The following is a 20,716-nucleotide window of genomic DNA, read 5'->3' on the forward strand; positions in this document are numbered from 1 at the left end:
AAACTGAGTTGTCTTTCAACTTTTTTGCACCATTAATTAGTAAATGCCTATTTTTTAGGAAATCAATAAACTCCAGACATCTTCCCCTCCCTAACTATCATTTATTTCACAGAAAACTATCTTATTATAATTGAATACAACTCCACATCTAATTATTAAATAAAATACTTTACACCTCACTAAGGATATATTTTCCTATTTACTTATTGTAAACTAAAAATAGTAGAATGGAGTGATGAATTTGTTAGCCGAAATCTATAATAAAATTTCACAGACTGGTAGCAATTTATCAGATCGTCTTGAAGATAAGCTTACAGGTGATTTCTTTGGGACCATTCGATATCTGCCTTTTGAACTCGGTTTGAAGCATGTTTTTTCAACAGCGCAATTTAATCAAAAACAAGTTAGTGAAAATTGGCTGAAATTTATAGAGAAAGAAAAAGGACATGCAACTCAAATAGAGTTCTGGCATCGTGAGGAAGAGGGAGAAATTGATGTTTTGCTTATTAATGACGAAGCGGTTATTGGTATAGAAGTTAAATATTTGAGCGGCCTTTCATCCGAGGATCAAGATGATGGAATTGAGCTAGATTACACAGAAAGTATAAATCAATTGGCCCGTTATTCAAGAATGATTGAAAAACAATCAAAAGACCGAGACTCGTATTTACTGTTTCTTGCTCCATACGAGATGATGAATACAGTAAGGAAAAACATTTTGAATAGATCTATTATTTCACCTTCAATTGAACTTGGATTTATGTGTTGGCAGGATATTCACGAATCGTTAATAAATCTGGATGTTGATCAAATTGAAACAGGACAGCAGCTGATACTCAACGATTTACAAGCTTTATTATCAAAAAAAGGATTTACTTGCTTTAAAGGCTTTAATTCAAACATATTTAATCAGCCGATTATGAGATCAGCCTATTCTTTTAAGCATGAAGATTCAATAAGCAATAACATTTGGATATGGCCAACTAAAACAATTAAGGAGGAACAAGTTTATGAATACAACACAACTGACTAATGTGGGACAAAATATTTCGAATTCTATTTATGTATTAAAAGAAACCTATAAAAATTTAAATTTATTATTTTCTGAATTAGACAGGATTGCAGAGAAAGAAGGGTTTATTCCACTTACTCCAAAATTCTTACGTTGGAAATCAGATTCGGATTATGACGGATGGTTAACAAACAATTTTATTAAATTATATCAAGTAGAAAAAGATGTCCCTCTAATACATATTCAAAATTTGAAAGATGGATTTATTTATGGTATTGAGGTTGACCTCGAAGGAGAAAACAACTATCCTACTATTTCATTAACTAGGTATCAATTCGATTTTTCGGAATGGAACAAAATTCCGACGATTTCTGATCACTGGGTTTTTTGGGATCCATTTAGAGTAGATAAATTTTTTGAAATTACTAATATTAATGGCGTATGGACAAGCACAACCTTAGAAAAAGCGAAGAACCGTTACTGGGGAATGCAAAGTGCTGTATCGATTGATATTCCGTTATTATCAATTACTTCACCTGATGATATTAGCTCTAAAATTTTCGCAGAATTAGAAAATTTACCGATATTTTAAAAATATACCTTCAACATTTATTAATATGAAAATTATTAAATCAAAGGTAGAGTGCGATAATGGCGATTTTCGCACTCTAAATGAACTATAAGGGAACAAACCTCTATTGACTTTTAGAACTTCACCTTTAGCTTTTGTTATCTCAATAGTATCTTCGCTAATTTTTACGTTTTCTGATTTACTCCACTGGCAAACCTATAGCACACTATACTCAGCCAATTTGTTATGGAATAACTAATCTACTTCTAAAACGAAGGCATAGAAAGCGTCACCATGAGATAAATTCGCTTCCTTTTCATCCTTCCACCATATGCCATAAGAATAATAATAAACGCCACGTTGTGTAGGTGCGGTAAAACTATTGTCATTAACCATGACTTCGGTTTCCTTGTTATTACTTATTTGTACAAGATGAAATTCACTTGGTTTTGGTTCGTAATCCATAATTAAAGTTATATTTTCACCAGATTTAACTTTTATAGGCTTTTTACCTGCTAATCGTTCAACTGGTCCAGCAGTATCTACGCATGTATTTTGCCAACAATAAGTACCGAGTGTAGTTTCAAATTTTTTATTATCAATGTCTATATAGACCTTAGGCGGCTCTCCTCCTGACAATCCATTAGTATTTGAACACCCCATTATGGTAAGTCCAAAAAGAGCTACTAAATATAAAAAATATTTCCTCATGCACATCCCCCCTAATATTTGACGGAATTGTTTATTCTAAGTTACAAAACAATTTTCATCTAAAATAAAAACGGCTGAAGTTCTTGTGTAACAAGAGTCTCAGCCGTTTGTTTTTTCAGGATGGAAGTTTATACCTAATTAATTAATATTACCTGTTGGATATAATGTAGTTCCTCCAATTGAAACTTTTATTTCATTAGATAGTGGAACATTGTATTCATCAATAATTGTTCTCCACCAATCCCATGCAAGACCTGTACATTCTCTTGCATAAATTCTTATATTTTTTGAATTAGGCGGAAGTGGTATTACTGTAGTGAAATGAGCCGTTTTGTCTTTCCAGCTTCCATCCCAAGTTTTATGGGATAGTACTTCTTTTCCATTTTCATCATATGAAAATTCATCCCAGGCTACTTCAAATTGAGCAACATATGCACCATAATGATCAAGGATGATTTTGCCTTTAGAATATTCTGTAGCTGTCGTCTCGATATAATCTGTATTGTTATGAACAGCAGCAATTGAATTATCCTTTAAGAAAACACTTGTATATGAAAGTGGGTATGCTGGATTTTTAAGACTAAATTCTGCATTATCTTGAATTATTTTTCTAATATCATTAAAGTCTTTTGAGACAACCTGATTATGCTTTTGTGAATCCCCGCCTAATACTACAGCAGTAAAGGAACTTTCTTCAAATATATCTTTGTACTGTCCACTAGTTTCTACATTAGTATTGGCATCCTTCAGTAAGGCCTTAAATGCAGCTTGTACATCCTTGCTCTTAGAACTTGTTTCCAATTTCACATAAATTGTTCTGCCATAAGCTACATTTGACACCATAACAGGAGGCGCATCATTACTTACCCCTTTACGGGTTAACTCTTCAAAATGAACACTATCATCAAACAGGTCTGATGGATTGTTAGGTAGTTCCGCACTTACGGTATAAAATATTTGTTTATATGCCGCAACCATCACTTTTTTCTCTCCATTAGCAATCGCATTAAAGTCAATTCCCAGTGAATTGTCAAGAACTTGGGCGTTAACATTCAGAGCGCTTGCTATTTGAGATTTGCTATAAACCATTGCTTCTGAATATTGTAGTCTTGCGGGTAAAGTATGGGTTGTTGAATATTTTTCACTCCAAGTAGATACTAGCTCATCTACTGCACCAGATACATTACCATATGTAGGATTATTCACGGTCGTTGTATTTTCTCTTTTCATGCCAGGTAAATCTATGCTTATATTTAGCGGTTTTCTTTTAGCCGTCAATAAACTAGGTTGATTGTCCACAAAAGCTTGATTTGCAAGTTGTAATGCTCCTGGATAGGCACGATTCGCCATTGAATCGATAATTGAAATATCCACTGGTGAAGTAGTAAGTGATTTTTTGTTCCGTTCAACCACTATAAATTTATCATTGGAGTTTATACCTTCTCTTGGAACAAAACTATCAATCTTATCCCCTTTCACTGCTAATACTTCGTTGTTATTGTAGTTCAAGTTTGCTATACCAGTATCAATATCATTAGAATTGCTTTTTTCGCTAGTTAAATTGGTTTCAAATGTCTCAGCAAAGGAAATAATCGGATAATTTATGATGCATAAACAAACAGATAAACAAACTAGAAATTTTATTACTTTAAAATAATTTCGATTTCCCAAATAAACCACTCCTTTTTTAGGGACATTATACCATAAAAGTATTTTGTAAAAAAATAGTAGTTTTGTATTGTGTTTGACTTGGTGAATAGTAAACGAATTGCGAATATGACATGTATTTATCATTATTATTTTACTAAAGTCGAAATCGTGCTGTGATACCATCTAATTAATGAAAGAATGATTCAATAATCCGCAGTGAAAAGGCTTTGAATAAACGGTAATAACCGCCATTCAAAGCCTTTTATATTTTCTTATTTGATTTTTCCCAAGGTGGTTTTGCAACAAATACCATAGCTTTCGTTATCCGCACAGCGGACGTTTTCTTCTCAAATCCACTACGATAACATGTATCTAATCATTTCTTTTCTCACGAATAACAAAGCATTCTATATGTTACTTATTGCTTTTTTCTGCTGACATGGAATCTGTAACGATTCCAGCTTTCGTAAGCTTTCCTTCTTTTTCAAGCTGAGCAATCAGTTCGTCTACCGTGATGCCTTTTTCTTTAGCCATTTCTTCTAAGTTGACTGGTTCACTAGAATTTGTAGCCAAAGTTGTTTCACTAGCTTTTGTCAGTTTTCCTTCTTTTTCAAGCTGAGCAATCAGTTCGTCTACCGTGATGCCTTTTTCTTTAGCCATTTCTTCTAAGTTGACTGATTCACTAGATTTTGTAGCCAAAGTTGTTTCACTAGCTTTTGTCAGTTTTCCTTCCTTTTCAAGCTGAGCAATCAGTTTGTCTACCGTGATGCCTTTTTCTTTAGCCATTTCCTCTAAGTTGACTGTTTCATTAGCTTTTGTAGGTTCCAACTTGTCGTTGTTGCTCGCAGCATATGCAGATCCTGCAACAACAGAAATCGCTAGCACTAATGTCGTAATTGTTAATTTTTTCTTCATATTAATTTCCTCCTATAATGTTTTTAGCCTCTACCACACGATGGATAGGTGCCTGCCATAATACTACAATAATATCTGGTTACTACCTGCATCCTTTCTATTTGATGTCCCCAATATATAACAATCCATGTTAAATCCGTGTTAAGAGGAATATTTATCATAAAAAAGGCTTTAAATAAACAGTTACAACTGCCATTTAAAGCCTTTCTAATTTTCTTATTTTATTTTACCAAGTGTAATTTGGAAACAAGTACCGCTGTCTTCATTATCCTTAACTATGATGTTTCCGTTGTGCTTTGTTAAGATACTTTGCACAATGGAAAGGCCCAAGCCCGAGCCACCCAATTCACGAGAGCGTGATTTATCCACTCGGTAAAACGGTTCAAATATATACTTTTTTTCCTCATCCAGGATACCAATTCCCGTGTCTATAATTTCTATTATTATCTGCTTTTTATCCGATTTAACTTTAATCATTACCTTGCCACCGTCAATATTGTATTTAATACCATTTTCAATCATGTTATAAAGCGCTCGATAAAGTAAATCTGTATTTCCGTAAACAACACTATCATCGCAATCCAAATATAGTTTAACTTCTTTTTCATCAGCAATATGAGAAAGATCGGAGACAATATCTTTTAAAACATCCTTCAGGCCAACGGGTTGATTCTCAAATTCTTCATTCATATTTGTCATATCTAAAAGTGTATATACAAGCTCGGATAATCGCTGTGTTTGCTTTTCAAAAATGTTAATGAGTGCTTCATATTCTTCTATTGAATGTGCGTTTTTCATTTTAAATACATCAACCTTTGTTTTTAAAACCGCAAGTGGCGTTCTGAGTTCATGGGCTGCATTTGCGGAAAAGCGGCTTTGCATCATAAAAGCATTGTTTAGCTTATCCGTCATTTCATTAAATGACCTCGTTAGCTCAGCTATTTCATCATCAGTTGGTGGAATGTCCATCGTTTCCGATAGATTATGCACAGTTCTATTCTTAATTTGACTATTTAGAGAATCAAGTGGTTTTAACGCTTTGCCCGATACATAGTATGTCAATACGCCACCACAGACAATGATTAAAACCATATAAATAACACTTTCAAACCGAAAATCCGTTCTTGCTTTTTGTGCATCTTCAGATGGTGTAAGCATCATGACATTTGATGGCGTTTGGAAATTGTCTATAACATGGCTATCTTGACCAATCTCTTGTGCAGGTGAAGTAGTGGCTGCATCAATTTTTGTGGCCATTATACCAGCAGAAAAATTTAAAATTAATGTAAGCCCTATACAACAAATTGTTAATAAAATTATCATCATTGCAGTAAGGCGTTGTCGAATTGACATTTTTAAACATCATGCGTCACCATCACTTTTAGTAATATGATAGCCCTCACCAATCTTTGTACGTATGGGATCATAGTCTAAAAGAGCCTTTAGCTTTTTTCGTAATGTTGCTATGTGAACTCGTATAGCTCCACTAAAGCTATCGGCATTAACATCCCAAATGTGATCAATCAATTCTTCTTGACTGACAACTCGCTCTTGATTCAACAGTAAGTATTCCAGTAAAACAAATTCCTTTTTTGTTAGGATTAATTCATTTTCATCTACAAATGCAATACGCTTTGACAAATCTATTTTTACATCACCACAAGCTAAAAGATTATTTTCCTGTACAAATTTTCGCCTTAGTAAATTTCTTATTCTTGCTTCCAATTCTGCAAAGTCAAATGATTTGGTTAAATAATCATTGGCACCAATATCTAAACCTTTAACTTTGTCACTTACACTGCTTCTTGCACTAAGGATTAAAACTTTTAATTCCTCTTTTTCTTCTCTTAATTTTTCTAAAACCTTTAATCCATCCATTTTCGGAAGGTTTAAGTCAAGTATTATTAAGTCATAATTTTCAACGTACGCCATTTCATAAGCATCTTCTCCATTACTACAGACATCAACTGCATACCCTACTATTCTAAGTCCCTCAGCAATAGCTTCCTGTAAATCCAACTCATCTTCAACTACAAGAATTCTCATATCGTAATCACCTCATTTTCAATAGTTTATATAGGCGTAAGTTAAATCTATGTTAAGCGATTATTATCAGATAATAATTTAAATCTGTTAAAGTAGCAAGATTTGAGGAAAATGGTATCAAACTATATTCTATGTATAAATCTTGTCCCATCTTTATTCAAGGCTTTAACAAGTTCATTTTTGTCTTTCTCAGTAGTTTTCAACAATATTTCTGTATTTGGTCATTATTGAGCCATCAGGTTTTACACCCAAGGATACTGTTGGGAAGATTAAAAGCATTAATTTAATGGGCATTAGTATTTTTCTCATGATCGTTTTACTTCAATTTCTTAAAAAACTATAGATAATTTTCTCTTATTAACACATGTTATTTATAAACATATTTTAGTGAGGCTTAATACTCCATGAAAAAATTAACTTTTATTTTAATGGCTACAGTAACTATTTTGATTATCCCTACTAAGATGAATGCCCAAAGTGAAAAAGTTGATTATAAACTTATGTATGATACATTGATTACAATTCTTTCCCCATCTATAGATAAGGAAATTATTAATTATTATGGCTATCATAAGCAATATGGTTTATATGATGCTAAGATCCTGAGTATCATCAGAGAACATAATAGTCAGTTTAGTTTTATTATCGAAGTTCAAGTCACAACATTTGAACATGCACATGATCCTCCTTTTGGTGCAGAAACAATGACTTTTGAGGTAAGACCAAATGGGGTTAAAACAATGAGTTTTAAACATGTGGGAGATCAAGAAGAAAAGAATTTAAATGCATTCTATCGTGCAACACTTTCTGATATAAAACAGACGTTTAAGCTGAACTTAGCGTCTTACAATTCTTACACATATAATCAATTGCAATACGAAGCAGAAATAAATAATGAATTTAAACCCCTTTTTAAATTTGTCGATGAAATAGTAATCAACGTTTTGTATCCTGAGCGAAAGATACCCTACAAAAATGTTATAGACCCTGTAACCTTTATAAAAGGCAATACAGGTTATATACTCTTTAAACAGTCTGATGGGACAAATGTAAGTTATCAGGTACAAAAGAAAGATGGTAATTGGATAGTGACAGATAAAATTAGTAAACAAGGTAAGAAAATGGATTATAAATTGCCATGGTATCTATGAAAAAAATGAAGCCTACTGAATCAGCTAGGCTTCATTTTTTCGCAAAATTTTCTTTTCCCATATAGACCAAGCAGCCTCAATATGATTCCCTGATGGGTCGGTCAAAACAAAGTACTTTGCATTTTCCCCACGCATAACAATTTCGGTAACCTCTACACCATTATTTTTTAATGATTTATGTGTATATTCAAGGTCTGGACAATTCAAAGTAAAAGTTTAATATAGGCGACCATCGCGTAAAAAATCTGCTGTTGTATTATCCCCTGTTTCTACAAGGAGTAAGACCGCTTATCCCTCTGGCGGTGTTAGTACTGCAACATAACCAATATCATCCTGAAACTTTGGTGTTTAAGCTTAAAGCCGAGCTTATTTTGGTACCATTCAATTGTCTCATCAATATTATTAGCTGGTAAATAGAGATACCCAATCCTACTGAATAACGACTTTTGTACTTGAGTAACTTCCAATTTCCTCACTCCTGATTAATATAATAGGTTCGTTAATAGTATTCGATAAAATCCAATATACCACTTTATGTCATTGAAATAATTGCTCGACGAATTATGCTTATTGAACGACGCAGAATAATTGAACATGGTTCGGAAACAATATATCTAAAAAGGGCTTGAAAAAATGAAACAAATCGTTTTTATTGTCTTACTTTTGTTAGCTCCGGTTGGTTTTGTTGAGATAGTATCTGCCTATTCCCTACAATTAGAAGATACATTTGAAATCAATAAACATCGAGAATTATCAATAAAGCAAGCGATTGAATTAGCATATCCACTTGCTTTGAAATGGAATAAAGATGTTCAATTATTACAGGCGATCAATATAGATTTAGATAAGCCTGGGAAGTCAATTGGAAGTAACGGTAAAAGAAAAAACTGGAATATTTCATTTGGAGTACCAGACACTAATAAGTATTTCTTAGTTACCATTCACGAAGGAAAAGTAGATCATACAAGTGATTTAACGGGGGATGACTCTTCTCCTTATCCTAAAAAAGAGTTTATACAAATGAAAGATATTCAGTATGATTCACCAGAATTGCTTAAAAAAGCACTGAAAATGGGCAGTATTTATCCTGGTAAAGATTGGGCTAAAGGTTTTAATTTTATGCTTCGAAAAGATACAGAGAAAAATGTTAACCTACTATTAGTGATAGGTTGGAATAGTGACCAGACAAAAATGGAAGCTGCGGGCTTTAATGCTTCAACAGGAGAATACATTAAACCAAATTAGTAGGTCTTTTTTATAAAAAATAGTTATTGTATTTAAAGGAATGCCAACGTTTTGATCAAATTTTTTCAAAACGTTGGCATTTTATATGCAGCGATATCATGAGTTTAGAGTAATCTTGAATCAAAATACTGTGTTTATTTGTGTGTAATATACATTACCCTCACATAGTGACTACTCAATGAAATATATATGATTGTCTAGACAAATTAAAATAGTGATAAATATATATAAAGCTTATTTTGCCTTTCATTACAATATTTTGGGTCGCTTTTTAATCTCTTGAACTTTTTTAATTTTTATTTAATGAGTAGTTAAATATCGCAATCCCTTTTAACAACTATTCATACTATAGAATATAGAAAGGAGGGGAATTAAAATGTCTGAATATTGCGGTAATCGCGGTGGCTCTGGCACAGGTTCAGCATTTGCGCTAATCGTTGTTCTATTCATTCTATTGATTATTGTTGGCACTAGCTTCATAGGATTTTATTAATACCCAATCCCGCCTTCTATCCCATAATTATTAGGATAAAATATACTTATCCTTTCCCTTCAAATCTATACTAAGGGTCACTGTCCTCCGGTGGCCCTATTTATATTTTCCTTATTCAATGTCATACACAACCTTTCGAACAGAATAAAAAGCCACGCCCCTTTTAGATATGTATTTCGTTAACACCTAACATATTGTTCTTGTTAGCGTATAGATATTTTTATTTTTAAAAAAAGATATCCTAAGATAAATATCGCAATTCTTTTTGACAACTATACATATTATAAATTATAGAGAGGAGGGAATTTACTATGTCAGGATATTATGGTAACGGCACAGGTTCAGCATTTGCGTTAATTGTTGTTCTATTCATTCTACTGATTATTGTTGGTGCTAGTTTCATGACAGCTTATTAATACCCAATCCCGCCACTAATGCTCATAATTTTAGGATAATACAAACTTATTCTTCACCCTCCAAATCTAAATTTAGGGTCACAATCCTCCGGTGACCCTTTTATATTTTCCTCATTCAATGTCATACTCTACCTTTCGAACAAAATAAAAAGCCATGCCCCTTTTGGATATGACTTTAGTTAGCACCTAATATGATGTTCTTGATAGCGTATAGTTACTTTTATTATTAAAACATTTTCTAAGGTATCCTAAGATAAATATCGCAAATCTTATTGATAACTATACATATTATAAACTATAGAGAGGAGGGAATTTACTATGTCTGAATATTATGGTAGCGGCACAGGTTCAGCATTTGCGCTAATCGTTGTTCTATTCATTCTACTGATTATTGTCGGCACTAGCTTCATGCGAGCTTATTAATACCCAATACCTCCTCCAATGCTCATAATTATTAGGATAAAATAATCTTATCCTTCACCCTCCAAATCTAATTAAGGGTCACAATCCTCCGGTGACCCTTTCAATATTCTCCATTTATTTATTATACATTCAATTGACGGGATAGTAGGCAACTATAATATTCGTGTTTTATGTAATTAATGAAGTATCCAGCTGATGGGGAAATAGTATTTTTATCGCTTAAAGGCGAATGTTATATGGATAAGAAAGTGCTAGATTCTTCCGTATTATAGATTAAACAACTTTAAAGAGCTTTACCACAATAAAATGTAGTAAGATCTTATAATTGTATTTTAAAATGAAATAACTTTAACTCTCCGCCTCCCCTACTTTAAAAGGTATCCCTTTCTAATCTAATCTAGCTCCAAAGGCAGAAAAGCATACTCGCCATTCTTAATAACTTCACATTTACGAACTGGAATAGGATGTTTAAAAATTGGCCCATCTAATACGGTTGTATGAAACTCTCCACCTTCTCCGCAAGGGTCAATTCCGCGAGCTTCAAGCTCCTTTACGTATTCATGGGTTAACGTTCGCCCTAAATCGTCCTCTCGCATTCCTAATGTTAAATTAACAGTTACGAGGATCGTTACAAATCCTAAGTTTATGAACTCTTCGACAGCTTCTAGATGATTCATTTCCCATAAAGGCATGCCTAGCTTTAATCCAGCATTCTTCGTAACTTTGTCATGCCAGCAGCCATGTTCAGGCATATATAAATCTCCTGTTACTAACACTTCTGCACCTTGATTTTTAGCATCTTCTAAAAGGTGCATAAATGTTTTTTCGTACTCTGTCCAGCTGGAAGCAGCAGTATAAACAGGTAAACCTATAGATTTAGCTTGAGCACATATGAGTTCTGGAGGCATTCCGTGGGATCTGGAACGTTTCCCTTCTTCCTCTAACATTACGATTAGTCCAATCGCCCTTCCAATCTGCATTGCTTTATATAGAGCTAAAACACTATCCTTTCCTCCGCTAAAAGAAGCTATAAATTTATGCCCTCGAGCACTGGTTTTCCAATCTATTAATTCGGTCATTCATATCTTTCCCCTTTATTCTAATGACTTTTTTAAGTTCCTCCTCAGAATAACATAAAAACTCATGTACAATTTTATTATTGCACACGAGTTTAGCTTGTCGACAAAAGAATATATAAATGAATGTATTTTAATAAAAAATAGTTGATATTCACTTCGAGTGGACGCTTTCCTCTGGCTTGGCTTCAATCTTCTCCTAAGCTCCTCTTGTAGGAGTCGCCACTCTACGCGTATGAACCATATGGCTTGATTCAATTATTGTGCTCAAGGCATTGGTAAATAGCCATCATATCTCGTTTATTTAACTCACGAATGCGGTTGAAAATCGGAATATCTGCAACAGCCTCCGTTAATAAGCTTTCAGCCACAACATCACTTACTTTGCCGGTAAGCCATGTTTGCACGTCTATGCCATCGACGATTTCCTTAAATCCTTCATCATTGATGCCACTTGTATAGCAACTAACACATGGTACCGACAATTTAAAGACGCCATCATGGAGGTTGTCTTCTGAAATGACTTTCTTCCCACCACAGAATGGACATTTATGACTTGCTTTAATTTTATTAATTTGTGTAACGATTTTTTTGTAGCCAAATGCTTCATAGACGTATGTTAGTTTTTTATATTTTCCATTAGTGAAATACTTATCAATAATGGTTTCTCTCATTTCGCAAATATTGGCAAAATCACAGATTGTTATTTGATTTTTGCTGCTTATGGATTCGATATTATTTTTAATGCTATTCCAGAATGGTAAAACATTTTGTAGTACTATTTCATAATCGGCAAAGCTTGCTAGTTCTATTTCAAGCATTTTCAACGATACTTGTGTTTCCCTAGGAAGTAAGGAGACATCTTCTGTAAGAGTCATATCGCCACCAACTATTGCTTTTAGTTTTTCAAGCTCTGGTAAGTTCCCTATTGTTTTTATGACCTGGTCGATAGGCTGGTGAATAATATCGCGAATATCAGTGTCCCCAAATGTTAGTTTTTTCTTATGGTTTAGTACGGCTCCTTGACAGATTGGACAGGCAATCATCTCTTTTGATTCTTTCATTTGCTCTTTAATAATTGATTTCGAGATAACTATATATCGTCCAAGGATAAAATTAAAACCTTCCCATTTTTTTGAGGATTTACTTGCTTTATCATAAAATGACTTTTCCCAATAACCATATAAAAATGTATACTTTTCTGCTTCTGTCATCTCGTTATAGCTTTTACTAATATCTTGTCCAAGTTCATTCTTGATTTCATCAAACAGGAATTGCAATTTCTGATATTGATAATATTTTAATACTTCCATCACGTCTGGATGTAATAAACCATCCCAGAATGGCACTGTTTTGTCTTGAATGACTATATCAAAATCAAATTTTTCAATTTCTAAGCGGCCAGAACAGCTTGGGCAATGATTATCTTGACTAAAGAAGTCGAAGCTTCTTGTATCTTTATTGGTCGGATGGGCAGCCACAATATGGTTGATCAGGCCACCAATTTCATATAAAAAGCTATATTGACTATACAAATGTCTTTCAAGATCAATGGCGACGACCGGTGCAATTGTTGCGGATTCATACTCCCCATAAATCAAACGGGCCATGGATGATAAGCTTTTTAAGATACCGCCTTTATAAATGTTTTCGGCATTTTTAAAATAGCTAATATGATTGTCTTCTAAGTAATGGATGCCGTTTTTTGAAGCTAGTGTTGAAGATATATGCAATGGAGCAACACTATTTGTACTATTATGTTGACTAAAATAAACATCATGACTGACAACATCAAGATGTCGAACAGGTTCCTGCTGTCTTTTACCAAAATCAACGATAAAATCAGAGCTTTCCATCATATAGGCATTATGTTCAATCATCACAATAGAAACAGATTCATCTTGCAGAATGGCCCTGACACTATCAATGAATTGGTTCAAAATATTTTGTGATAAACCTTTTGAAGGCTCGTCAAAAATAAACAGTGTATAGGGGTTTCTTGAGTTTGAAAACAGCTCAGAAACTAAATGGACACATTGAAACTCACCTGTCGACAAGGATTGTGTTTTTCTTTCCAACGTTAAATAACCGAGCCCCAGCTTAATTAGTAAACTTAAGCGTTTATGAGCGATGTCTTCATTTGGAAGCTCCTCAATAATGTCCTCAATTGAGCGTTGGAAAATATCATCAATGTCGTAACTGTATTTCGTCATTTTCTTTTTGATATCAAGAAACGTTGCAACCGTTGAACGGCTAGTAATCGATTGGTTTCGGTCTTGTCCTACCATAACCAGTTTATCTTTTGGATATCGTTTTAGGAAATCCTTGGAGATACACTCATTGACTAGGGTCGATTTTCCACAGCCGGATTCACCCGTAACGGTTACAAGTCTATTTTTAGGAATCTGAATTTCAGCCATTTCAATATTACGACAGTAAAGATCATGAAATTTGTAGTATTCTGTTGGTATTGACTGATTTAGTTCCCCATAAACAGGTTTTGGACGCGGTGATTCTTCGACAATTTTTCCGCCGTATTTCCCACTACCTGGCCCAAAGAACAATTGCTCATCCGCTGTATCTAGCACCGTATCAGAATGATCGATAAGCCAGATTTGATTTTTCAAGCCCAATTGTTTAATCTGTTCTAAAATTTTCAACAAGGTTTGGTGATCAAGGCCAACAGAGATTTCATCAATAATTATCACTGTATCTTCACTAGCTGCCATAAATTCTGCTAAGTAAAGTCGTGTTAATTCCCCGCCAGATAAAGTACCCATGATTCGATTTATTGTTAAGTAACCAATATTCATATTGATAATATTTTCAAGAATATGTTGTCTCTCTTCACTAATATTTAATTCCTCTGACAGGGAATAAATCGCTTCAATGCTTAAATTGTTGATATCGGAAATACTGTGAGGTTGATTGTTTAATTCAAGATTATATTGCTCGACTTCCGAATTATAACGCTTGCCCTCACACTTTTTACATTCGACATTTTTGGTCGTTCCACGTCCTTTACAAGCAGGACACCAACCTAATGCATTATTAAAGGAAAAAACCTCTGGCGAAAGATCAAACTTTTCTGCAAGCTTTTCACGAATCTCTTTAAAAACGCCAGTATGAGTACCAACTGTTGAACGTGGATTGGTAGAAATTGATGATTTTCCGAGAAAAAGGACTAAAGGCATTTCTTCCATTTTGATGGCACTGAAATTCGTCTCCATAATATTAGGAAATAAATACTGATATTCAGCTTTTGGTAATAAAGAAACGAGACGCTTCTTGGATTCTTCACCAATTGTTTGACAAAATGTAGTTTTACCAGATCCGGACAAACCAGCAATTCCTAAAGATTGATCTTCCGGTAAGTCGACATCTAAACGATTTATATTGTTAGCAATTAATTGATTTATTTTCATCGGATATTCTCTCCATTTCATCTAGTAATGTCATGTTAGCATAACTTCAACTGTATTTGCTGTGTTTATGACATCCGCCGGAGGCTTTAACTTCTTTCAGCCTTTGCTGAAAGAAGTTAAAAAAATGACGCTTCCGTGTTCCGAAAGCGTCCAATTGTTGAAGAACAGTTTATTTTATTCATTTCCTTTTTGATCCTACTTCTGATCTTGATAAGCAGGTATCATGATGAAGAAATCATATTTTTACAGTTCTGCTAACACTTTTTCAAGCTGATTACCATTGTTAATCCAAGCGTATTTAGCTCCTTCGATTGCTCCTTGGCGTGCTTTTGTTGCTTCACTGAATCCACTTTGATCAAAATGTAAATGTGTAGTTCCATCTAAACCTTCTGTCAACGTCCATGTCACAGTAGTAGTTTCTCCAGCACTTGCCCAAGTGTAAGATAATGTATGAGGCTCTTCCACTTTGAGCACCTCGCAATTGACAATCCCATCCCACCATTCATTTGGCTCAGCTCGGAATTGGAATTTATGTCCAACAACTGGTTTAAAGTCATTTTTCCATATCCATTTTTCAAGAGTGTCTGAATCCGTTAATGCGTTCCAAACTTTCTCGATTGAACTTGTAAATTGATAATCTAAAGATACATCTGCTGTCATTTTTCTTCCTCCAATAAAAGATTTAATATAGCCATTCTTTCTTTCCAAAATCCTTCGTAATACGATACCCAATCTTGAATTTCCTTCAAAGGACCAGCATTAAACCGATACCTCGTTTCTCTACCAACCCTTCGAGCAATTACGAGATCAGCATCTTTAAGGATAGCCAAATGCTTAGAAACTGCTGTACGACCCATTTGAAATTGAGACGTTAATTCGTGAAGAGGTAATTCTTTCGCATCTGCCAATAAGCGTATTAATTGACGTCTTGTAGGGTCTGCTATAGCAGCATAAACATCACGCTCTTGAGTCTTGTCGCTCAAAATCGACCTCCCCCTTATTAATTGGACACTGATTGGTGTCTTAATTATATGACACCAATTAGTGTCCAGTCAAATTTTACTTTGAGATATTGGCATTCGTTTTATTCTCTTAAGGGATAAAACGAAGAGTGACCGAGGCAATTCATTGGGAACAAATACATAAAAATAGTGTTAAAGGAGAGAATAAGAAAAAATAAAGAGAGAAAGGACGTGTCATCGTGGACTTCTTTCATGGACAAGAATCACTTACAGGAATTCAATGGATTCTAAGAGCGATTGTTGCTTTTTTCTTTTTACTCTTTGCGACAAAAATTCTTGGACAGCGCTCTATTTCTCAATTACGATTACTCGATTTTGCAATGGCAATATCTCTAGGTAATATCATTGCCCATCCCTTGTCTGATGAACGATTAGGAATGAAGGGTTCCATGATTACTATGTCGGTTTTAGTTATTTTATATACTGTCGGTGTATTGTTCACACTAAAATGGTCTTTGTTCCAAAATTTTTTAGACCCTCCTCCGATTCCACTTATTAAAAACGGGCAGATTATTTCCGCAAATTTGCGAAAAGCAAGGATCACTGTTGATTATCTTTTATCAGAGTTAAGAAAAGAAAAGATAGAAGATGTTCAAAAAATTGCTCTAGTATTATGGGAACCAGACGGAACTATTTCAAGTTTTTTATACCCGCAACACCAAACACCAACACGGGCAGATCTAAAGATAGTACCTGAACCTTTTTCTCTCCCTTCTGTCCTCATTAAAGAAGGGAAAATTGATTACCGTCAATTAAGTAAAACAAAATTTACTGAGGATTGGCTAAAAAATCAAATCACCTCAATATATAATGGAGAGATTAGAGATGTCCTTTTAGCAACAATCGACCAACATGATAACCTACAAGTTTTCCTGTATAAATGATTTCTACTTCAATTGCTGATACAATCCCATTCAGGTCAATTGATTGTTTCTCATCGTCATCTCGTGCTTTTAACAATTTCTGGTTGTTTTCTAAGACACGAGGTACTAATTCAATTCGAACTGATATCCCTATTAATTCCCCCTTCGATTCTGCGTCGCCACGGACACCCTTACTCTTGGCTAGCCTCTATTTCTGTCTTCGGGGTTGGGACTTGCACCCTATAGTTCATGCGCAAGCTGGGCGAACAATGGTATTCTACAAGAAGTATATTTTGTCTCTTCTTTCTCTTTTTCATCGTTTCCGAATTATGATTCTAGTTATCATCAAGGCACTCACACCCGCTAGAATGAAGAAGATGCATACAGGTAATTGGACGTTCTCTTGGAGATAAAGTGCAATAAACCAACTTCGTACTTTTATGTCTAAAAGCTTTAGAATAATGGGCACAATCCCCTGTGGCAACGTGAAGATAATTCCTATCGTAACAAGTAGTCCTACCAAAACGGACTTTCCTGCAGATAGATTAGATAAGGTCTCCTCTGTTTCAGCTACTTTGTTATCCACGGATTGAACTATTCCACCGCACTGCATAAAAGAAAAAATATCTGGACCACGAGTTTCCAAACGACGGTATGCTAATCGTCCGAAACCCCAAGCGATGAGAAGCCCGGTACACAACCCCACAGGTAAACCGGTCCATTTTAGCCAATTTTGATGTAACAACATCCCTAAGATCAATATGACTAAGGTAGGAATCGAAGCAATAAACAGCAATGCCAACAAAAGTAAATTGGTTAAAAATAATTTTCCTGCATTCATGTCATCACCAGAGACAATGGTTCCGCGTCCGCGTCTGTGTGGGTCTGTCACAGGTACAACTTTGTAAACTGAGAGGAACATGAATAGTCCTGCCCCTCCACCCAATAGAGATGGAAGTAAAGCCAAAACCCATGCCCACGCCCAGTCCAACTTGCTAAAATAAAGGAATATGAGAGAAATTACGATCGATGCGGGTGCTACAAGCAATAACCATGCAATTTGCCGTCCCCGCACATCGACTCGTTCTGAACCCGGTGTAGTAATAGACATCCACAATGCACCACCGTCAAACCCATAAAGATTGTTTGAAAATATGCAACAGAACATTACGAGGACTACGCCGGTCCAGGGCATTAATAATGTAACACCTCCAAACGATACGAATAAGCCATAGAATAACCCCGTCCACAGCCCCATACGCAACAAACGTCCTCGCTGTGGGTCACGCACCCAAGTGTTAAGTTCCTTAAGAACTACTACCCCAACTTTTGAAGTTTTCGGCGTTAGCATGCTAGCACAAGTAAGGAACAATGATTTATTCCTGCTATATCGATTAAAACGAGCCTCATTCGTTGTGCTCACTGACAGCAATCTTACCCATGCAATGAATAGTAATCCACACAATAAAGCCAATCCACAGAGAACACCAACAGCTAAAAAATAATGGGATCGATTTACGGCTTCGATCGCAACTATCGCCCACCCTGATGGTAATATTCGAACCGCTAAGGAAATTGCTGGTGAAGGTTTCTCTACGAACAGGTTAACTGCAGGAAGTAAATACCAACCAACGTTAAGAAAAGCAATAACGGCTCCAATAATCAACGCCCCAAATTCCAAACCTAACCGGGATTTCGATGTCTCCCCAATCGCTCCCAGCACTACCTTGGACATCAGCATGAAGATGACCAATTGCAACAACATCGCAGGTACAGCAACGATAACAGCCCAGAATCCCAATCTTGTTGCATAAATGATGAGAGAGAAACACGCGACTAAACTAACGATTGGTCCGATACTAATGAACGAAGCGCCAAGCAACCCTACAGCCAATCTTCGTTGAACGATAGGTAACAAGGTGAAGTATTCTGTTTTCAACGCCCCTTCTCCGCCAACTAACATAGGTCCTATGATCCAACCAATCATCCAAAAGCCAAAAACGATACAGATAAGATCAGCTGCTATATCATTACTATATAGTACACCAAGGAGAATCGTACTAACTGCCAGCAATAGACCGATGACTCCACCTATAATCATGAGAGCCGCTCGACCTCCGCTCATCGAGTGGCGAAGCAAGGACAGCTTCATTCGAACCATTACATTAACCATGATAGTTTCTTTCCTTCTTCAGGGCGGTGTCCAACTAAGCTAATAAAAGACTCTTCCAGACTTTTACCATTACGCACTAGATCCAATGGACCAGTAGCCGCCACACTTCCCTTCGCAATAACAGCAACATGATCACATAGCTGCTCGACCAACGGCATGACATGGCTGGATAAGATTACAGATCCGCCATTGGTAACAAAACGCTGCAAGATGGTTCTGATTGTTGACGCAGAGATCGGATCAACGGCTTCGAACGGCTCGTCAAGCACAAGAAGCTTTGGGGAATGTAGAAGGGCCGTGGCAAGACCAATCTTCTTTCTCATTCCTGTGGAATAGTTTATAACAAGCGTTCGCTCATCATCACGGAATTCCAAGATATCAAGCAGATCTTCTGTACGCTGTGCAACAGTCTTCGTATCAAGTCCACGCAGTAATCCCATGTAAGTCAAAAGTTCTCGACCGGTTAACCTTTCTGGCAATGACATACCATCCGGCAGAATCCCGACTAACGTCTTTGCTTGTAATGGATTTGACCAAACATCAACTCCAAATATTCTCGACGCCCCACTGTCTGGGCGTAGCAAACCTATTGCCATTGATAATAGAGTCGTTTTGCCTGCACCGTTCGGGCCTACCAAACCGAAAAATGAACCACAAGGCACAGTCAGGTTGACACTGTTAACTACGGTGTGGTCTCCAAATTGTTTGCTCAACCCGAGCAGTTGAAGGGCCGATTCCGAGTCTTTCATAATATTTCCCTCCTTAAATTGCCTTCTGATTATGCTCACAAAGTAACGCTCTTATCGGTGGCCAATTGAAACAAAGTGATTAATTCTTTTGCATAAGAATCCAGATTCAGTTCGGGATTCATCATAATTTGCGGAGGCAATGCATCGATCGCCTGTCTAATTGTTATAGCCATAACTCTGGTAGAAAATGTTCGAAATTCTCCGTTCTTTTGTCCAAATTGCAAAATCTGCTCTAAGTCGTAAATAGCTGCCTCTTGAAGATTATAAACAAACGACTCCTTTCCTTCCTCAGGCCGAATTCCAGACCAAATTTCTAATAGAGCTAGCATATAAGTCTTATGTGTAGACATAAAAGCAATATTGCTTTCGAGGTATACACTTAGCATATTCCTTGCGCTAGTGGCAGATTGTATAAGCGGGCGCATATAAGAATCACCGGAAGTATAGACCTTTTCAATGACATGCCGAATCAACGTTTCTTTGTTTTTGAAGTGGTAGGATATCACTCCTGTACTAATACCAGCACGTTTAGCAATTTGCGCTAAGGATGCTTGTGCAAATCCCAAACTAGCAATTGTCTCGATTGAGCATTCTACAATTTGCGTTTGCCTAGCTGCTTCAATAAAAGTAAGTTTTTTTTGATTGTTCGTATTATTATTTATATTCATATTTTAAAATTAGCATGACCGTTCAAAAAATTCAATCATTTTTTTGGTTATTTCTGGATTTATAAAGAGTGGGAGAATATTTTATCATTTTAAACTTGAAAAAGAAG

Annotated in this window: 22 protein-coding genes; 8 read left to right on the plus strand and 14 right to left on the minus strand. The window is 35.6% G+C overall.

What is annotated here, in order from left to right:
- Positions 1-241 precede the first annotated feature (241 nt).
- Positions 242-1,033, plus strand: a complete 792-nt coding sequence (locus ACQKMV_RS06145; protein WP_427502899.1) for a hypothetical protein — start codon at positions 242-244, stop codon at positions 1,031-1,033.
- Positions 1,011-1,604, plus strand: a complete 594-nt coding sequence (locus ACQKMV_RS06150; protein WP_427502900.1) for a hypothetical protein — start codon at positions 1,011-1,013, stop codon at positions 1,602-1,604. Before ACQKMV_RS06145 ends, ACQKMV_RS06150 begins: the two co-directional genes overlap by 23 nt.
- 234 nt (positions 1,605-1,838) lie before the next feature.
- Here the strand turns inward: ACQKMV_RS06150 and ACQKMV_RS06155 are convergent, their stop codons facing one another.
- From ACQKMV_RS06155 to ACQKMV_RS06175, 5 genes are all read right to left on the minus strand, one after another.
- Positions 1,839-2,294, minus strand: a complete 456-nt coding sequence (locus ACQKMV_RS06155) for a hypothetical protein (RefSeq protein WP_427502901.1) — start codon at positions 2,292-2,294, stop codon at positions 1,839-1,841.
- 138 nt (positions 2,295-2,432) lie between these two features.
- Complete coding sequence (locus ACQKMV_RS06160) at positions 2,433-3,965, minus strand: thiol-activated cytolysin family protein (RefSeq protein ID WP_427502902.1); 1,533 nt, start codon at positions 3,963-3,965, stop codon at positions 2,433-2,435.
- Between the two features lie 393 nt (positions 3,966-4,358).
- A complete protein-coding gene (locus tag ACQKMV_RS06165) occupies positions 4,359-4,859 on the minus strand; it encodes a hypothetical protein (RefSeq protein ID WP_427502903.1) in 501 nt (166 codons plus the stop codon).
- A 216-nt stretch (positions 4,860-5,075) separates the two neighbouring features.
- Positions 5,076-6,212, minus strand: coding sequence for a sensor histidine kinase (locus tag ACQKMV_RS06170; RefSeq protein ID WP_427502904.1), 1,137 nt, complete (start codon positions 6,210-6,212; stop codon positions 5,076-5,078).
- A gap of 9 nt (positions 6,213-6,221) precedes the next feature.
- The gene (locus ACQKMV_RS06175) at positions 6,222-6,905 is read right to left on the minus strand and encodes a response regulator transcription factor (protein ID WP_427502906.1); all 684 of its coding nucleotides are present in this window, start codon (positions 6,903-6,905) and stop codon (positions 6,222-6,224) included.
- A 404-nt stretch (positions 6,906-7,309) separates the two neighbouring features.
- Between ACQKMV_RS06175 and ACQKMV_RS06180 the strand changes: the two genes are divergently transcribed.
- Complete coding sequence (locus tag ACQKMV_RS06180; protein WP_427502908.1) at positions 7,310-8,056, plus strand: DUF3888 domain-containing protein; 747 nt, start codon at positions 7,310-7,312, stop codon at positions 8,054-8,056.
- A 24-nt stretch (positions 8,057-8,080) separates the two neighbouring features.
- Here ACQKMV_RS06180 and ACQKMV_RS06185 read toward each other — a convergent pair whose 3' ends face one another.
- Both ACQKMV_RS06185 and ACQKMV_RS06190 read right to left on the minus strand, forming a co-directional pair.
- The gene (locus ACQKMV_RS06185) at positions 8,081-8,263 is read right to left on the minus strand and encodes a VOC family protein (protein ID WP_427502910.1); all 183 of its coding nucleotides are present in this window, start codon (positions 8,261-8,263) and stop codon (positions 8,081-8,083) included.
- Positions 8,264-8,361: 98 nt separating this feature from the next.
- Positions 8,362-8,532 carry a VOC family protein gene (locus ACQKMV_RS06190; RefSeq protein ID WP_427502911.1) on the minus strand — a complete coding sequence of 57 codons (171 nt, stop codon included), beginning with the start codon at positions 8,530-8,532 and terminating at the stop codon, positions 8,362-8,364.
- 157 nt (positions 8,533-8,689) lie between these two features.
- Between ACQKMV_RS06190 and ACQKMV_RS06195 the strand changes: the two genes are divergently transcribed.
- The 4 genes from ACQKMV_RS06195 to ACQKMV_RS06210 all read left to right on the plus strand — a co-directional run bounded on the left by ACQKMV_RS06195 (position 8,690) and on the right by ACQKMV_RS06210 (position 10,633).
- Positions 8,690-9,301, plus strand: coding sequence for a hypothetical protein (locus ACQKMV_RS06195; protein ID WP_427502912.1), 612 nt, complete (start codon positions 8,690-8,692; stop codon positions 9,299-9,301).
- 376 nt (positions 9,302-9,677) lie between these two features.
- Positions 9,678-9,794, plus strand: a complete 117-nt coding sequence (locus ACQKMV_RS06200; protein ID WP_427502913.1) for a YjcZ family sporulation protein — start codon at positions 9,678-9,680, stop codon at positions 9,792-9,794.
- Between the two features lie 311 nt (positions 9,795-10,105).
- On the plus strand, positions 10,106-10,210 hold the full coding sequence (locus ACQKMV_RS06205) for a YjcZ family sporulation protein (protein WP_427502914.1): 105 nt from the start codon (positions 10,106-10,108) through the stop codon (positions 10,208-10,210).
- A 318-nt stretch (positions 10,211-10,528) separates the two neighbouring features.
- The gene (locus tag ACQKMV_RS06210) at positions 10,529-10,633 is read left to right on the plus strand and encodes a YjcZ family sporulation protein (protein WP_427502915.1); all 105 of its coding nucleotides are present in this window, start codon (positions 10,529-10,531) and stop codon (positions 10,631-10,633) included.
- 392 nt (positions 10,634-11,025) lie between these two features.
- On the opposite strand, the gene ACQKMV_RS06215 is transcribed toward ACQKMV_RS06210, so the two are convergent.
- The 4 genes from ACQKMV_RS06215 to ACQKMV_RS06230 form a co-directional block, all read right to left on the minus strand.
- On the minus strand, positions 11,026-11,712 hold the full coding sequence (locus ACQKMV_RS06215) for a diphthine--ammonia ligase (RefSeq protein ID WP_427502916.1): 687 nt from the start codon (positions 11,710-11,712) through the stop codon (positions 11,026-11,028).
- 251 nt (positions 11,713-11,963) lie between these two features.
- Positions 11,964-15,134: an ATP-binding cassette domain-containing protein gene (locus tag ACQKMV_RS06220; RefSeq protein WP_427502917.1), complete on the minus strand. Its 3,171-nt coding sequence runs from the start codon at positions 15,132-15,134 to the stop codon at positions 11,964-11,966.
- Between the two features lie 243 nt (positions 15,135-15,377).
- Positions 15,378-15,794, minus strand: coding sequence for an SRPBCC family protein (locus ACQKMV_RS06225; RefSeq protein WP_427502918.1), 417 nt, complete (start codon positions 15,792-15,794; stop codon positions 15,378-15,380).
- Positions 15,791-16,117 carry an ArsR/SmtB family transcription factor gene (locus ACQKMV_RS06230; RefSeq protein ID WP_427502919.1) on the minus strand — a complete coding sequence of 109 codons (327 nt, stop codon included), beginning with the start codon at positions 16,115-16,117 and terminating at the stop codon, positions 15,791-15,793. The genes ACQKMV_RS06225 and ACQKMV_RS06230 overlap by 4 nt, the downstream gene beginning before the upstream one ends.
- Positions 16,118-16,335: 218 nt before the next feature.
- Between ACQKMV_RS06230 and ACQKMV_RS06235 the strand changes: the two genes are divergently transcribed.
- On the plus strand, positions 16,336-17,040 hold the full coding sequence (locus ACQKMV_RS06235; RefSeq protein WP_427502921.1) for a DUF421 domain-containing protein: 705 nt from the start codon (positions 16,336-16,338) through the stop codon (positions 17,038-17,040).
- Between the two features lie 292 nt (positions 17,041-17,332).
- Here the strand turns inward: ACQKMV_RS06235 and ACQKMV_RS06240 are convergent, their stop codons facing one another.
- From ACQKMV_RS06240 to ACQKMV_RS06250, 3 genes are read right to left on the minus strand one after another with little or no spacing between them, the layout of a single operon-like run.
- A complete protein-coding gene (locus ACQKMV_RS06240; RefSeq protein WP_427502922.1) occupies positions 17,333-19,120 on the minus strand; it encodes a hypothetical protein in 1,788 nt (595 codons plus the stop codon).
- Positions 19,121-19,179: 59 nt separating this feature from the next.
- Entirely contained in the window at positions 19,180-19,941 is a 762-nt protein-coding gene (locus ACQKMV_RS06245) for an ABC transporter ATP-binding protein (RefSeq protein ID WP_427502923.1), read from the minus strand.
- 35 nt (positions 19,942-19,976) lie between these two features.
- Positions 19,977-20,609, minus strand: coding sequence for a TetR/AcrR family transcriptional regulator (locus tag ACQKMV_RS06250; RefSeq protein WP_427502924.1), 633 nt, complete (start codon positions 20,607-20,609; stop codon positions 19,977-19,979).
- Between the last annotated feature and the right edge of the window lie 107 nt (positions 20,610-20,716).

The organism is Lysinibacillus sp. NPDC094403, from assembly GCF_050278745.1.
In the GTDB taxonomy this organism is placed as follows: domain Bacteria; phylum Bacillota; class Bacilli; order Bacillales_A; family Planococcaceae; genus Lysinibacillus.

Excerpts from the sequence above, each read along its gene's own strand:
- ACQKMV_RS06220 (WP_427502917.1), bottom strand. The coding sequence starts at position 15,134 with ATGAAAATAAATCAATTAATTGCTAACAATATAAATCGTTTAGATGTC.
- ACQKMV_RS06215 (WP_427502916.1), bottom strand. The coding sequence starts at position 11,712 with ATGACCGAATTAATAGATTGGAAAACCAGTGCTCGAGGGCATAAATTT.
- ACQKMV_RS06245 (WP_427502923.1), bottom strand. The coding sequence starts at position 19,941 with ATGAAAGACTCGGAATCGGCCCTTCAACTGCTCGGGTTGAGCAAACAA.
- ACQKMV_RS06175 (WP_427502906.1), bottom strand. The coding sequence starts at position 6,905 with ATGAGAATTCTTGTAGTTGAAGATGAGTTGGATTTACAGGAAGCTATT.
- ACQKMV_RS06240 (WP_427502922.1), bottom strand. The coding sequence starts at position 19,120 with ATGATTATAGGTGGAGTCATCGGTCTATTGCTGGCAGTTAGTACGATT.
- ACQKMV_RS06195 (WP_427502912.1), top strand. The coding sequence starts at position 8,690 with ATGAAACAAATCGTTTTTATTGTCTTACTTTTGTTAGCTCCGGTTGGT.
- ACQKMV_RS06250 (WP_427502924.1), bottom strand. The coding sequence starts at position 20,609 with ATGAATATAAATAATAATACGAACAATCAAAAAAAACTTACTTTTATT.
- ACQKMV_RS06165 (WP_427502903.1), bottom strand. The coding sequence starts at position 4,859 with ATGAAGAAAAAATTAACAATTACGACATTAGTGCTAGCGATTTCTGTT.
- ACQKMV_RS06205 (WP_427502914.1), top strand. The coding sequence starts at position 10,106 with ATGTCAGGATATTATGGTAACGGCACAGGTTCAGCATTTGCGTTAATT.
- ACQKMV_RS06210 (WP_427502915.1), top strand. The coding sequence starts at position 10,529 with ATGTCTGAATATTATGGTAGCGGCACAGGTTCAGCATTTGCGCTAATC.
- ACQKMV_RS06225 (WP_427502918.1), bottom strand. The coding sequence starts at position 15,794 with ATGACAGCAGATGTATCTTTAGATTATCAATTTACAAGTTCAATCGAG.
- ACQKMV_RS06150 (WP_427502900.1), top strand. The coding sequence starts at position 1,011 with ATGAATACAACACAACTGACTAATGTGGGACAAAATATTTCGAATTCT.
- ACQKMV_RS06170 (WP_427502904.1), bottom strand. The coding sequence starts at position 6,212 with ATGTCAATTCGACAACGCCTTACTGCAATGATGATAATTTTATTAACA.
- ACQKMV_RS06180 (WP_427502908.1), top strand. The coding sequence starts at position 7,310 with ATGAAAAAATTAACTTTTATTTTAATGGCTACAGTAACTATTTTGATT.
- ACQKMV_RS06200 (WP_427502913.1), top strand. The coding sequence starts at position 9,678 with ATGTCTGAATATTGCGGTAATCGCGGTGGCTCTGGCACAGGTTCAGCA.
- ACQKMV_RS06155 (WP_427502901.1), bottom strand. The coding sequence starts at position 2,294 with ATGAGGAAATATTTTTTATATTTAGTAGCTCTTTTTGGACTTACCATA.